The following is a 13,038-nucleotide window of genomic DNA, read 5'->3' as shown; positions in this document are numbered from 1 at the left end:
GGTCGTGGTCGTCACCGAAGCCTCCCATCTGGACCAGGCTCCCACCGGGCCAGTCCATCCGTCACGCGTCCTACCAACTCACCGAAGATGTATGCGCCGTCTTCGGCGGTAGCCCCGACTGGATTGCCGAGAACGCCGTTTTGCGACACAGCGACCATACCGCCCGAACGCATTCCTGGCATCAGGTCCGCGATAGGAGACAAATTTCCTGTCTCAGCAAGGCTCATGTGCACCAAATCGGGCGAAAGGTGCAGCAATAGGCTCGTTTCAGTGTGTCCGGCATGAGCGTCGGCACCCGCAACAGCGCACGGCACCCAAGCAGCATCACGCCCCTCATACCGCAGAAGTGCCACCGCTTTGGCCAATGCGGGACCATTTCCGCCGTGGCCGTTGACGAACAGCACCCGCTTCGTCCATCGGAACGCCGACCTTCCGTATTCGACGACGACGGTTTCCATAGCCTCGGCACCGATCGAAATCGTGCCGGCAAACCCTTCGTGTTCGCCGCTCGCCCCGTATTCGATGGCCGGGGCCACGACGACGTCGGGCAGAGCCTGTGCGACTGCTCTCGCGATCCGAGTGTCGGTATCGAGAGGCAGGTGCGGTCCGTGTTGTTCGAAAGAACCGACCGGGACCACGACGGTGAGCGCAGTGCCCTCGAGCGCAGGACTCGGGATGGCAGCAAGGTCACGCGGAGAACTCATCCCCCGATCGTATTGGTGTGGGCCCCTCCCACCGCAACACTGCATGCGGATACACCGGGGCATTTTGTTGTGCCCCGGCGTATTCGTCAGTTGTCGCGGTTCACGCCGCTGTCGGTGGGCTGTTCCCGCCGATCGGCTGTTGATACGGATCCACCGACATCGGCGGATAGAACACCGATTTACGATCCGGACCGATCTCCACCCGCCACTCCGTGTGATGCAGCGTCTGGTGATGATGACCGCACAACAGAATCAGATTGTCGAGATCCGTTGGGCCACCATCACCAGTGAACAATATGATGGGCATCGCACCACCCCGACGGAGTTCCGCACCCGGGAAACGCACACCCACCATCACGAACCGCCAACACCCGCCGCTGCGGCGCCGTCGCCGTTCTCACTTCCTTGCCGCAGTCGAGCAGAACACCATTCTCGTCCAACAAGATCCGCGTCACGGTGCAGTCGCACGCCAACATCCGCGCAGTGTCGATACTGATCGGGCCCACCCAATCCGTCCACGCAAACCCGAGCTCTTCTGTCGACGGCAACAAATCCTTCAACGCTTTCAGGTCGGTCACGTCTTTCGCACTGGCGGTAACGGTGATGTGTGGTTTCACCCCGCCCTCGACCGGACCCAACCCCGCCCGCTCGTACCGCCGCAACAATTCGCAGAACCCATCCGCCCGCCGTAATGCCGGAGTGCGAGTGTCCTTCACGCCGTCCTTCTCCGGCGTCGGCGCCGACAGGCTCGACAGCAACGTGATCAACCGCGCCCCGTTTACAGCATCCAGATCACCCTTCACAGTGACCCGCCCGTACAAACCTTTCGAGGCATAGAACTCGTTACGCTCCGAATCCTCACCCACCGGGACACCGTCCTCACGCTTGCCGTACTGCTTCTCGATCCGCCGAATCGCCGCCCGCACCGCATCACAATCCGCAATGTTCTTCGACGCCAACCCCAACAGAATCCCGCGAGCCTTGTCCACATCCGCCAGGGTCATGTTCTTCGGCGGATGCTGACAAAACGACGCCACCTGCCGCGCCTTCAACGCATCCACGTCACCGCGATGGAATGCATCCGCGACAACAGGTTCGAGCATCAACAACCGCGCCAACCCGACCAGCAGACTGCACTCACCGATCTCCAGATTCGTCGACCCGTGCAACCACTGCGCGATCGCCCGAAAACCCTTCCCGACCACAGTCTCCCGGGAAAACATCTCCACGATCAGCAACACCATCCGCGACTGCAACTCGTGCCGGGCGCGCACCAGATCGAGAACCTCACTCTTGAGGCCCTCACCATCCAGCTGCCACGCATCCCGACTGTCCATGCTCAAAGTTTAATCGAACATACTTTCGAGAACCAGAGACAAAACGGACGACTTATATCGCCAACGCGGCCCGATGCCCCTCGATGACGGCCGCGTGCGAACGCCTCGGAGACAAGGCGTCACCGATGCGAAATTTCTCGAAACAGCTTCCCTGCAAGGTGTTCCACAACTCGTCGACAGGTTCCTGCTGTGTCGCGAAGACCACCCAGTCGACTGCAACTTCCTCGGTCACACCCGTCGGAAGGTGAACCAAGCTCACGAGCGGCGAGGCCCCAGCGCTCACCGAAGTCACCATCAGATCTGTCCGTTGACCGATCGACTTCTCGAACGCTCGGCGGTTCCACCCCTCGAAATCCAGGGTGATGCTCAGGTCCTGCGCGACCACCATGCCGTTGGTCGCGATCGTGACGGCACAGCCTCGATCAGCGAGGAACTCCGCCACCGACGTACCTTGATGGAATCCCAGTTCGTCGTAGACGAGCACCGTTCCACTCGGCAGAATCTTGCCGTCGAGAACGTCTCGAACACCCACCACACGCTCTGATCCACCCGCCCACGCCGGTCGCACAGGCCGCGCTCCGGTTGCAATCACGACCACCTCGGGCGCGCGCTCCTTCATGATCGCGAGATCAGCTCCAGCATCCAACTCGATCGTCACGCCGCTTCGGCGACACTCAGATTCGAGATTCCGGACGAGGTCGGCGAGCTCACGGCGAGCCGGTACCACCGAGGCGGTAAGAATCTGTCCCCCAAGTCTTCGTTCACGCTCGAACAGCGTCACCGCATGACCTCGCTGGGCCGCTGTAGCCGCAGCTTGCAGGCCGGCCGGGCCGCCACCGACCACCACCACCGTGCGGCCCCGTCGCCGCGGCATCGGCAGCGGTACCGATTCCCGACCGGCGCGCGGATTTTCGGTGCACCCCAACCAACGCCCCAGACCCATCCGCCCGACGCATTCCTGGTTGCAGGACAGGCAGGTTCGCACCTGTGACGATTGACCGGCACGCGCCTTGTTCACAAAATCCGGATCGGCGATCTGCCCGCGAACTACGCCCACCAGATCGCATACACCGTCCTCGAGTGCGGCTTCGGCTTGCTCCGGCGTCTTGAAACGGCCGACTCCGACGACTGGAAGATCGATGACCTCCCTGATCGCAGACGGGACGAAGTTGGCGTAGCCGGTGGGTACAGCCATCGATGCTTCGACCAGATGCAGTGTTTCCGTGGCCATTCCGACGGTGGTATTGATGTAGTCGACGTGACCGTCAGCTTCGATGAGTTGAGCGGTGGCTACTGCGTCGGACAGTTCGATGCCACCCCGCGTTCCTTCGTGTCCACTCAGGCGCACACCGAGGACACGATCCGGGCCGATGGCCTTACGCAGTACCCCGAGCACTTCGAGAAGGAACCGTGCACGATGTGCCACGCACCCGCCGTAGCGATCGGTGCGCAGGTTGGTCGAGGGTGCGAGAAACGCGCGCACGATGGACGACTGCGACGCCTGCAATTCCACCCCGTCGAAGCCACCGGCAACGCAGTTGCGCGCAACAAGGGCGAACCCTGCGAGAATCTCGGCAATGTCCGCGGCGTCGACAGCCTTGGGCACCTCGCGGAACAACGGATCCGCAACGGCGCTCGGCGCCAACAGCGGCGATCGCGAATAGGTTCCAGCGCCCTGACCCCCATTGTGGTTGATCTGCGCGAGAATCGACGAACCATGCGCATGAACGGCGTCGGTGATCCGCCGGTATCCCTCGATCGCTTCCGGCCGATAGCCCGCAATCATCTTCTCGTACGGTCGATCCGAAGGATGCGTCGAGTGCTCCTCGGTGATGATCAGACCCGCACCGCCGCGTGCCCGCGCCTCGTAGTAGCTCGCGTGCTGCTCCGTCGGCAACCCGTTCTCCGCGTAATTGGTCAGGTGTGCGGAGAACACGACCCGATTGCGGAGTGTCAGGTTGCCCAGGCGCAGTGGCGCGAAGAGGCGCGGGTACGGCGTCATCAGACCTTGGAGTTTCCTTGATCGAGAGCGATATGACTTGCCGTGACGGTGCGTGAACCGTCACCCGCGAGCCACAGAACGGTATCGGCGATCTCGTCGGGTTCGGCGAACGCGATGTCCGAGAGGATCGGAGTGAAGTTGGGAAGGTACTGCGGAAACTTTGCAAATACCTCGAGAGCGCCCTGGTCGACCCCCATCGGCGTATTCACTCCGTAAGGATGGATCGAGTTGACCCTGATCTTGTACTCCCCCAGTTCCTTTGCCGCGGCCTGCGTCAGACCGACGAGACCGAACTTGGCGCTCGCGTAGTGCGCCTGTCCGGGCAGCGCCTTGAGTCCGGCCACCGAACTGACCACGATGATCGATCCACCGCGCCCACCCTCGATGATCGCCGGCACCGAGGCCTTGAGGGTTTTCCAGACTCCGGTCAGGTTGATGTCGATCAGAGTTTCCCACTGCTCGTCCGACATTTCCCAGAATCGATTCCAGTTGCAGACCCCGGCGTTGGCGACCACGATGTCGAGACGTCCGAACTGTTCGACGCCGTCCTTGACCACCGCGGTGAGCGCTGCGCCGTCACGGACATCGACCTCGCGGGCGAGGATCTTCCCGCCCTCCGCTTCCACCAGACGTATCGTCTCGGCAAAGTCCTCGGAAGTTGCTGCGTCGTAGGAATTGTCCGACGCCACCGACGCGCATACGTCGACCGCGATGATCGCTGCTCCCTCGCGCGCCATCTTGACCGCGTGCGCACGTCCTTGACCGCGCGCTGCGCCGGTGATGAAAGCAACGCGACCTTCGAGCGAACGAACTGAACCCTGTGTCATGAGATAGCCCTCTCTGCAGAATTGAAACTCGTTCTAGTAGTAAACCCTGCAAAGCGCCCTTCGCGGATGGATTCGAGAACAGTTCTCGGGGCAACCGAGTCGCCCACCTGAATGTCGGCCTCTTCCTTCAGCGTTTCGTTCGGCAGACGAGGCGAGCAGTCGATCACCACTTCGCACTCGAGCTGTGACCGCTCGCCGGTATGGACGTGTTCGACGCAGACGGCCCCTCGAGCGATTTCGGTGACACGTGACGCGAGCACCCTGGTGACCCCGGCCTGCTGGATGCGCGTGTTGGCGCCGACCAGATCCCCACTCGCACCGAGCCTCGAACCGACGATGCTGTCGGGAGTCACAATCGAGACGGAGATGCCATGGGCCGCGAGTGCTTCTGCGAGCGCCACCGCGATCGGTCCACCGAGGGGATCGATCAGCGCGACCGGACCCGGCCCCACGGTGCTCAACTTCTCGAAGGCTTCCGACGCATCCAACCATCGAACCGAATCGTCGACCGGATACGTCGGCGGCCTCGCAGCACTACCGGTGGCAACGACAACAAACTCGCCCCGGCTGCGTGCGTCACCCAGGTCTTGGGCGTCGAGCGCCGCCCCGGTCCGCATCGTCACGCCGCTACGACGGCATTCGTCCTCCAACCACTGCGCGAGGAGTGCGAACCGGCTACGGCCGTCACCTCGCGCAAAAGTTCGGATCATGCCGCCGAACTGCGATGAACTCTCGACGAGTGTGACCGAGTGCCCCACCACCGCCGAGATCCGTGCGGCTTCCATCCCAGCGGGGCCACCCCCCACGACCAGCACGGCTCCCGGTGTCGAAATCTGCTCTCGCTCATCGGGGTCCACCGTCTCGAAACCCGCGCTCGGATTCCCGACGCACGTCACGACAGGATTGCGAGGATCACGCACGAGGCACGCCTGATTGCAGAGCACACACGGCCGGGGACGATCGCCGCGCGCGGCTTTCACAACCAGGTCCGGGTCTGCGATCTGGGCCCGGGTCATCTCGACGAACTCACCTACTTCCAGCGCCGCGTGAGCGTCGGCGATGTCCACGACGCTCCCCTGCACGACAACAGGAATCGACAGAGCGGCCTTGATCTCACGGCACAGATCGAGGTTGAAGTTCGGCGGGCAGTGAAAATCGGGGCGGTACCGGTCAGACGAATAGAGTCCGCCACGAACGACGACAAGGAGATCGAGGAACGGAGACACTTCACGCGCGATACCGATGGCAAGATCGGGCGTCAGGCCCGCCCATGGAGCTTCCTCGTCACAGGACAACCGCAGGGAGACAACGTGATCCGACCCGACTTCCTCGCGCACTGCCGAGATGACCTCGCGAACAAGAGCAACGCGATCGCTACCGTATCGGTCTTGCCGAGTGTTGGTCAGACCCGAAAGGAATTGTCGCAGAATGCTTCGAGGACCGGCATCGAGTTCCACTCCGTCCATTCCCGAAGCGACGGCCAGCGCCGACGCCTCACGGAAGCCGACTATCAGCTGGTCGATTTCCGGCTGCCCCATTGCCATCGGCAACTCACGCGTCGCCGGGTCGGCCACTCTTGACGGTCCCCACAGCACCGACTGGGAGTATGCGCTCGATCCCTGCATGCCGGTATGACCGAGCCCGGCCAGAACCAGCGTTCCGTACGGAGCACATGCAGCCGCGATCGACTGCCACCCCGGGCCACATTGCGACGCCAACGGCGCCCGCTCGTACGGCCAGTCGTTCTCCGATACCGAGGCCACTTCGGTGACGACGATCCCGGTTCCGCCCTCGGCGCGGCGCTGGTAGTACGCACGGTGCCGATCGGAAAGCGAGCGTCCCACAGCAAGATTGGTCTCGTGCGGACCGAAAACAACCCTGGACCGGACGAGGCGTCCGGCCAGGGTCGTGTGTTCGTCGAGTGTCAACTCACAGCTCTATCGGAGCCGTAATCTCAGCTGGCACCCAATGTGCGTGTGAAGCCTTCCGGAATCACCAGGTCCGCCGGGCTCAGTTCGGTGATGGACGAGTGGCCGAGGCCCATCAGCCCCGAGTCGATGCCCATCCGCATGAGGTCGAGCACGTTCTCGACACCGGCCTGGCCGTTGGCCGAGAGGCCCCACAGGTAGGCGCGCCCGAGCATGACGGCCTTGGCTCCGAGTGCGAGCGCCTTGACGACGTCGCCGCCGCGTCGAATGCCGCCGTCGAGAACAACTTCCACCTGATCGCCCACGGCCTCGGCAATGCCCGGGAGCACACGGATCGGCGCCGGGGTGCCGTCGAGGTTGTTACCACCGTGGTTGGAGACCGAGATAGCGGAGACACCGGCGTCGACAGCTCGCTTGGCGTCGTCGATGCGCATGATGCCCTTGAGCATGAACGGTCCACCCCACTGCTCACGAAGCCAGGCGATGTCTTCCCACGTCGGAAGCGGAGTCTGCATCCACTCGCCGTATGCGCCGAAGAACGTCGGTGCAGGCTGGCCGGGAGCCGCGAGGTTGGGGGTGGTCAGGTCCGGGATCTTGCCGGTCTTGGCGAACTCGAGCAACCACTTCGGGCGCATGATTCCCTCGGGTGCGAACTGGAACATCGCCTTGAGGTCCATCTTTTCGGGGATGGACGGGCTGCCCCAGTCGCGACCGTACGAGAAGGACCAGTCGGTGGTGATGATCAGGCCCTTGGCACCGGCAGCGCGAGCGCGCTCCATACGCTGCAGGAGCACGTCGCGGCTGCCGACCCAATACATCTGGAAGAAGACCTGCGGGTTGGCCGCGGCAACTTCTTCGATGGACTTGCTGGCAAAAGAACTCAGTCCGATGGCTGTTCCCCGTGCTGCAGCCGCACGGGCTACCGCTACTTCACCGTCGGGGTGCACTGCCTGCACACCGGTCGGTGAAATCATGACGGGCAACGAAATGTCCTGACCCATAATGGTGGTGGACATCTCGCGCTTGTCCGACAGCCCGGCAGCGTGGGGAGCGAAACCCAATTCGCTGAATGCCGCGACGTTGTCGTCGACCGTCAGCCCTTTCTCGGATCCCGCTACCAACGCCGCGTACACGGACTTGGGCAACCTCTTCTTCGCACGGCGCTGTGCTTCTGCCACCGTCTCGAAGAAAGCATTCTTAGCCATTGAACTGACCTCTCTGGGGTGCAGCTTTCGCCGCACTGTCGGTATCGCGCAGTAGTTACTGCATTCCCGCAAGCGGGTTTTCGTCACAAATCTTGGCGGGCGGACGCATCATCAGTGTCAGTGGCACCGATGCACGTGGGGTCTTACGTTGACCGGAACGGGAGTGGTCGACGCTGGACTTCGGGACCTCTCCCGCCGACGCCAGTGCCATTTCACCGTTGCCGATGACGCACTCGGGGTCAGGTCCGTCCATCGGCAGTCCGGTGAAGAACTTGGCCGCCATGCAGCCTCCGCGGCAGGAGTCGTAGTGGTTGCACTTGCTGCAGGCGCCACCGGTTTGGGGCGAGCGCAGCTCCTCGAACAGGTCCGAGTGCTGCCAGACTTCCTGGAATCCACCGTCTTTCACGATGTTTCCGGCGAGGAACTGCTCGTGAATCGCGAAGGGGCATGCGTACACGTCACCGACCGGGTCGATCAGGCACACGACGCGGCCCGCGCCACAGAGATTGAGACCGGGCAGTGCATCGCCGAAGGCGGAGAGGTGGAAGAACGAGTCGCCCGTCAGGACGCCTTCGCCATTGGCGACCAGCCAGTTGTAGAGCTCACGCTGCTGCTCCGGACGCGGGTGCAGGTCGTCCCACACGTCGGCGCCGCGGCCCGAAGGACGCAGTCGAGTGATGCGCAGGGTCGCGTCGTACTTGTCCGCGAGAGCCTTGAACTCGTCGAGCTGACTGACGTTGTGCCGCGTGACGACCACCGAAATCTTGGCGTCCTTGAAGCCGGCTTCCTTCAGGTTCGCGAGAGCGCGCTCGGCCATCGCGAACGAACCAGGCCCGCGCACAGCGTCATTGACCTCAGCGGTGGCACCGTCGATGGAAATCTGCACGTCGACGTAGTCACTGGCTGCGAGGCGCGCCGCGACCTTCTTGTCGATCTTCACGCCGTTGGTGGAGAACTTCACACCAACCTGGTGGTCGGTCGCGTAGTCGACGAGCTCCCAGAAGTCGGAGCGTACCGTCGGCTCGCCGCCACCGATGTTGACGTAGAAAACCTGCATACGCTGCAGCTCGTCGATGATGGACTTGCACTGTTCGGTGCTCAGCTCGTTGGGGTCACGACGACCCGACGACGAAAGGCAGTGCACGCAGGACAGGTTGCAGGCGTAGGTGAGTTCCCACGTCAGGCAGATGGGGGCGTCGAGTCCGAGTTCGAACTGATCGACGAGGCGACCCACCTTGGCGGGCGGGGAGGGCTGTTCAAGAACTGAGGTCATGGCTGTGTCCTCGCGAAGAAATGAAGCGGGCGAACGTGCGGAAGGGCTGTTCCGCACGTGGGGGCGAGCGTCTGGCTCAGACAGGCACGATCATGTGCGAGTCGGCGAGAGTGCTCAGCGCGCGGGCATATTGGGGAGCCGCGTCATCTTCGATGCCTTGCGCACGTAGTGCGGACCGGACATCAGGATGGTCTGGCAACGCCTTGACCACCGCAACGATGGTCGTGTTCTTCAGGAACGACAGCTTGCGTGTTCCGAAGTGGTAGAGCAACGCCCCGAAAGGTTCGGGGCGAAGCGCTACCTGCGGGTGGAGTTTCCACCCCGCATCGAGATCCAAAGCAGACACGGTCAGTACACGCCGCACATGCCGTCGATGGAAACTTCCTCCACGAGGGACTCCTCGACGAGGTCGTTCTCGAGCGCCTTGTTGTCACGATCTGACATGGATTCCTCCTGCGGTCGCACTCCGTCTGGAAGTCTGTAGATCAGACTTCCAACCTGGGAGTTGGTGGTCACTAGTGGGACTTCACTGTGACTCGGTTCACCACTGTAATGGCATCGAGTGCAGAATGACACACATGGAGCGAAAAAAGTATGCGTAGCCGCAAGAAACCGTCCGCTCGGATAGGTCGTCGCCCCTCCACAACGAAGGAGGGAATCAGCACGATCGGGATCGAACTGTTCTCGACAGTCGGCTTCAACGAGGTGAGCGTCGACCAGATAGCCGATGCCGCCGGCATCGCGCGTCGGACCTTCTTTCGCTACTTCCCGTCCAAGAACGCCGTCCCCTGGGGAGACTTCGACGGACATCTCGACGAGATGCGCGAGCACCTGGATTCACTGCCCGCTGATATTCCGTTGGTCGACGCACTCGAATCCGCATTGTTGACGTTCAACACCTTCCCACCGGAAGAGACTGCGGTACATCGCAAACGGATGGAATTGATCCTCGAAGTTCCGACGCTTCAGGCATACTCTGTGGTGATGTACGAAGGTTGGCGGCAGGTGGTCGCCGACTACGTCGCACGCCGAATGAATCTCGAGCCGACCGATCACGGCCCACGCACGGTCGGCTATCTTCTGCTCGGGGTCGCGATGTCGGCGTACGAGCAGTGGCTCACCGACGATTCACTCGAGCTACCGGAACTCTTGAAAACAGGTACGCAGTCCCTGCGGACCGGTATCAGCACCTGAGAAAGCATCACCACCTGAGAAAGGCGATCATGTCCACCATCACGAACGAACCCGTCCTGGATTCGCTGGCACCGTCGACGCCGGGCTTGTGGTCGTTCGGGCATGTCACCGTCGAACGTGTCGATTCCGGTCCGATCTCGCTCGATCGTCGAGGCGGCCGACTCCACGTCAGGCACTCCCTCACTCCCGCCGATCTGAGCGAGCGACTCGTAGCCGGAGTCACCTCGTCGATCCAGGACGCGGAGTTCGGTCAGGACGAATTCGAGTTGACGATGGTCGGACTGGTTCGGTCCACCGTGGACGGCGCTCTCGAATCCTGGACCACCTACTACCGGAACTCCCTTGCCGAACTATTGGACGGCACTGCAGATTTCGCGCCGATTCACGACAAAGCCGAAGAACTGGTTCGCGGTTCCGTACTCGATCTGGGTTCCTGCTTCGGTTTCCTGCCCCTGCGGCTCGCGCGCGCCGGAATGGACGTGACCGCCACGGACATCCTGCCCGGAACGATGATCCTGCTCGACGCGGTCGCCCCCGAACTCGGCATCACGATCGACACGGTGATCTGCGACGCGGGTGAAGTACCGGCACCGGACAACAGCGCCGACACCGTCACCGCGATTCATCTCCTCGAACACGTCGACGACGCAGTCGGCGAGGCCGTGATCGCGCAAGCACTCCGGATCGCGCGTCAACGGGTCGTCATTGCAGTCCCCTTCGAAGACGAAGCCACCGCGTGCCACGGCCACATCCGCACTTTCGATCTCGAGTCACTGCGTGCGGTCGGCCGGCAGAGCCGTGTGCCCTTCGAGGTATTCGAGCATCACGGCGGCTGGTTGGTGCTGGACGCATCGGCCGCCTGAAAAGAACTAGCCTTCTTTCAGCGTATGGGCGACAAGCGCATTCGCGTGCCCATGACCCATACCGTGCTCCGACTTCAACCAGTTGACCAATTCCATGTGCTTCGTGAGGTCTGAGCTTCTGATCAGCTCTTGCCATTCACCGATCGGCCGACCGTACTTCTTCTCGATCGACGGAAAATACGACGCCGGGCCTTTCACGGGTTCAGTCATGACCGGAATCTACCTCCACCGCCCGACAATATTCGCGCACCGGCGGCGCCCGCATGTCCGCACCTGCGGAATCGCTGGGTAGACACGCGACCATCGCATTATGGTCGAAGAACACCCACCCGAGAGCACAGGAGTTCAGCGATGCGACTGTCCACACGAAATCAACTCACCGGCACCATCACCGAGGTCAACCTCGGCACCGTCATGGCGACGGTCAAGGTGAAGTTGGACGGCGGGAATCAGATTGTGACCTCGTCGATCACCCGCGATGCCGCACTGGATCTCGATCTTGAACCAGGCCAAGCCGCAACGGTATTCGTGAAGTCCACCGAGGTGACGATCGGCGTCGAGTAACTGGCGAGCGATGTGATCAGGGCCGGGTGAGATGCGTGGTCATCGTGTAGTCCTTGCTCGGCCCCGTCACGGTCCAGACGACAGTCCAGGTCGATCGATCTCCGGCAGTGACGTCGATTCGCCCGCGGTAGGTATCCGCACCGCACAGGTGCTCGACTTCCTCCCCCGGCGCCCAGTCGTGGAACTCTCTGCCGTCTTCGAATGTCACGGCCCACTCGAGGCCGCGCTCGGCAATGAACAGAGTTCGGAACACGGGTAATTCCAGGTCGCCGTCACGCAGCGTGCCGCTCTCGTACCAGCGCATCCGACCGTCACCGGCGTCGGAGATAGTGGTCTCGCCGAATACATGCTTGGTGGAACCGGAAAGGCGGTCGACGATGTCCCGCTCGAAGTGCCACTTTCCTACCAGCGCCCTCGGCTCGATTTTCGCGTCGTCGACCATGTGGCGATTCTAGTGACCCTGCATTGCCCGACGACACCGGAGACCGACTCGAACACACTGCGAGAGTATGTTCCGAGTACACCCGGAACACGCAGGAGATTTTCACAACCATGAACGATTCGGCCGCCCTTCACAAACGCGCAGTGTTCGCCGAGGATCTCGAGATCGGCCAAGTGATCCCATTGGGTTCGTATTCGGTGACCGAAGAGGAAATCGTCGAGTTCGCAACTCAGTGGGATCCCCAGTGGTTTCACATCGACAAGGAAGCCGCCGAGTCCGGCGTCTTCGGCGGGTTGATCGCCAGCGGGCTGCACACCCTGTCGATCTGCCAGAAGTTGGTGGTCGCCAGTCTCTACGACCAGTGGAACGTGATCGCCGGGAAAACCATGCGCGACGTGAGCTTCCTCCGTCCGCTTCGCCCCGGTGACACCCTGAGCGGAAAGGTCACCGTCGACAACGTCGTGTTCGACAATCGCGCGCGAGGATTGGTGACCATCACAGCGAAATTGGTCGATGCACACGGCAATCGCGTTCTCGACGTGGTCACTGACGCCTACCTGCACTGCCGCTCGACTCGCGGACAGTGAATTATCGGTAAATTTCGCACCACACTGTTCGAATTGCCGTACTTTCAGTGACGTTGCGACGCAACAATACCCATCCCTGCAATCAGGAGTTCCTCACACATGAGCAGCCTCG

The 13,038-nt window shown here is 62.2% G+C and carries 14 protein-coding genes and 1 pseudogene; 4 read left to right on the top strand and 11 right to left on the bottom strand.

The features are described from left to right. Positions 1-11: 11 nt before the first annotated feature. The 9 genes and pseudogenes from mftE to mftA all read right to left on the bottom strand — a co-directional run bounded on the left by mftE (position 12) and on the right by mftA (position 9,720). The gene (mftE, locus tag QM609_RS19830) at positions 12-704 is read right to left on the bottom strand and encodes a mycofactocin biosynthesis peptidyl-dipeptidase MftE (protein ID WP_042922382.1); all 693 of its coding nucleotides are present in this window, start codon (positions 702-704) and stop codon (positions 12-14) included. A 100-nt stretch (positions 705-804) separates the two neighbouring features. After that, positions 805-2,041, bottom strand: a pseudogene (locus QM609_RS19825) (HNH endonuclease signature motif containing protein). 52 nt (positions 2,042-2,093) lie between these two features. Then, positions 2,094-4,043: a mycofactocin system FadH/OYE family oxidoreductase 2 gene (locus QM609_RS19820; protein ID WP_050656076.1), complete on the bottom strand. Its 1,950-nt coding sequence runs from the start codon at positions 4,041-4,043 to the stop codon at positions 2,094-2,096. Beyond that, positions 4,043-4,870 carry a mycofactocin-coupled SDR family oxidoreductase gene (locus QM609_RS19815; RefSeq protein ID WP_003941966.1) on the bottom strand — a complete coding sequence of 276 codons (828 nt, stop codon included), beginning with the start codon at positions 4,868-4,870 and terminating at the stop codon, positions 4,043-4,045. The genes QM609_RS19820 and QM609_RS19815 overlap by 1 nt, the downstream gene beginning before the upstream one ends. Then, entirely contained in the window at positions 4,867-6,798 is a 1,932-nt protein-coding gene (locus QM609_RS19810; RefSeq protein WP_050656075.1) for a mycofactocin system FadH/OYE family oxidoreductase 1, read from the bottom strand. The genes QM609_RS19815 and QM609_RS19810 overlap by 4 nt, the downstream gene beginning before the upstream one ends. Before the next feature lie 26 nt (positions 6,799-6,824). Beyond that, a complete protein-coding gene (gene mftD / locus QM609_RS19805; protein ID WP_003942047.1) occupies positions 6,825-8,003 on the bottom strand; it encodes a pre-mycofactocin synthase MftD in 1,179 nt (392 codons plus the stop codon). Positions 8,004-8,058: 55 nt separating this feature from the next. Then, on the bottom strand, positions 8,059-9,276 hold the full coding sequence (gene mftC, locus QM609_RS19800) for a mycofactocin radical SAM maturase (protein ID WP_003942089.1): 1,218 nt from the start codon (positions 9,274-9,276) through the stop codon (positions 8,059-8,061). Between the two features lie 76 nt (positions 9,277-9,352). Further along, entirely contained in the window at positions 9,353-9,640 is a 288-nt protein-coding gene (gene mftB / locus QM609_RS19795; RefSeq protein WP_007728309.1) for a mycofactocin biosynthesis chaperone MftB, read from the bottom strand. Beyond that, positions 9,625-9,720, bottom strand: coding sequence for a mycofactocin precursor MftA (gene mftA / locus QM609_RS19790; RefSeq protein ID WP_063836238.1), 96 nt, complete (start codon positions 9,718-9,720; stop codon positions 9,625-9,627). Before mftA ends, mftB begins: the two co-directional genes overlap by 16 nt. 150 nt (positions 9,721-9,870) lie before the next feature. On the opposite strand from mftA, the gene mftR reads away from it, so the two are divergent. Both mftR and mftM read left to right on the top strand, forming a co-directional pair. Beyond that, positions 9,871-10,470 carry a mycofactocin system transcriptional regulator MftR gene (gene mftR, locus QM609_RS19785; protein ID WP_007728311.1) on the top strand — a complete coding sequence of 200 codons (600 nt, stop codon included), beginning with the start codon at positions 9,871-9,873 and terminating at the stop codon, positions 10,468-10,470. 29 nt (positions 10,471-10,499) lie between these two features. Then, positions 10,500-11,333, top strand: coding sequence for a mycofactocin oligosaccharide methyltransferase MftM (gene mftM / locus QM609_RS19780; protein WP_050656074.1), 834 nt, complete (start codon positions 10,500-10,502; stop codon positions 11,331-11,333). Positions 11,334-11,339: 6 nt separating this feature from the next. On the opposite strand, the gene QM609_RS19775 is transcribed toward mftM, so the two are convergent. Further along, positions 11,340-11,543, bottom strand: coding sequence for a DUF4287 domain-containing protein (locus QM609_RS19775; RefSeq protein WP_007728313.1), 204 nt, complete (start codon positions 11,541-11,543; stop codon positions 11,340-11,342). A 141-nt stretch (positions 11,544-11,684) separates the two neighbouring features. On the opposite strand from QM609_RS19775, the gene QM609_RS19770 reads away from it, so the two are divergent. Then, the gene (locus QM609_RS19770; RefSeq protein ID WP_003942061.1) at positions 11,685-11,897 is read left to right on the top strand and encodes a TOBE domain-containing protein; all 213 of its coding nucleotides are present in this window, start codon (positions 11,685-11,687) and stop codon (positions 11,895-11,897) included. A 16-nt stretch (positions 11,898-11,913) separates the two neighbouring features. Here QM609_RS19770 and QM609_RS19765 read toward each other — a convergent pair whose 3' ends face one another. Then, positions 11,914-12,339 (bottom strand): DUF6314 family protein, encoded by a 426-nt coding sequence (locus QM609_RS19765; protein WP_003941962.1) that lies wholly within the window; start codon positions 12,337-12,339, stop codon positions 11,914-11,916. A gap of 110 nt (positions 12,340-12,449) precedes the next feature. Between QM609_RS19765 and QM609_RS19760 the strand changes: the two genes are divergently transcribed. Continuing rightward, the gene (locus QM609_RS19760) at positions 12,450-12,926 is read left to right on the top strand and encodes a MaoC/PaaZ C-terminal domain-containing protein (RefSeq protein WP_050656084.1); all 477 of its coding nucleotides are present in this window, start codon (positions 12,450-12,452) and stop codon (positions 12,924-12,926) included. Positions 12,927-13,038: the final 112 nt, after the last annotated feature.

Origin of the sequence: Rhodococcus sp. IEGM 1302 (assembly GCF_030056935.1) — a bacterium.
GTDB lineage: Bacteria > Actinomycetota > Actinomycetes > Mycobacteriales > Mycobacteriaceae > Rhodococcus_F > Rhodococcus_F qingshengii.
This window is presented reverse-complemented; position numbering and strand designations above follow the sequence as displayed.

Excerpts from the sequence above, each read along its gene's own strand:
- QM609_RS19770 (WP_003942061.1), top strand. The coding sequence starts at position 11,685 with ATGCGACTGTCCACACGAAATCAACTCACCGGCACCATCACCGAGGTC.
- QM609_RS19820 (WP_050656076.1), bottom strand. The coding sequence starts at position 4,043 with ATGACGCCGTACCCGCGCCTCTTCGCGCCACTGCGCCTGGGCAACCTG.
- QM609_RS19815 (WP_003941966.1), bottom strand. The coding sequence starts at position 4,870 with ATGACACAGGGTTCAGTTCGTTCGCTCGAAGGTCGCGTTGCTTTCATC.
- mftD (WP_003942047.1), bottom strand. The coding sequence starts at position 8,003 with ATGGCTAAGAATGCTTTCTTCGAGACGGTGGCAGAAGCACAGCGCCGT.
- mftC (WP_003942089.1), bottom strand. The coding sequence starts at position 9,276 with ATGACCTCAGTTCTTGAACAGCCCTCCCCGCCCGCCAAGGTGGGTCGC.
- mftR (WP_007728311.1), top strand. The coding sequence starts at position 9,871 with ATGCGTAGCCGCAAGAAACCGTCCGCTCGGATAGGTCGTCGCCCCTCC.
- QM609_RS19765 (WP_003941962.1), bottom strand. The coding sequence starts at position 12,339 with ATGGTCGACGACGCGAAAATCGAGCCGAGGGCGCTGGTAGGAAAGTGG.
- QM609_RS19775 (WP_007728313.1), bottom strand. The coding sequence starts at position 11,543 with ATGACTGAACCCGTGAAAGGCCCGGCGTCGTATTTTCCGTCGATCGAG.
- mftM (WP_050656074.1), top strand. The coding sequence starts at position 10,500 with ATGTCCACCATCACGAACGAACCCGTCCTGGATTCGCTGGCACCGTCG.
- mftA (WP_063836238.1), bottom strand. The coding sequence starts at position 9,720 with ATGTCAGATCGTGACAACAAGGCGCTCGAGAACGACCTCGTCGAGGAG.
- mftE (WP_042922382.1), bottom strand. The coding sequence starts at position 704 with ATGAGTTCTCCGCGTGACCTTGCTGCCATCCCGAGTCCTGCGCTCGAG.
- QM609_RS19760 (WP_050656084.1), top strand. The coding sequence starts at position 12,450 with ATGAACGATTCGGCCGCCCTTCACAAACGCGCAGTGTTCGCCGAGGAT.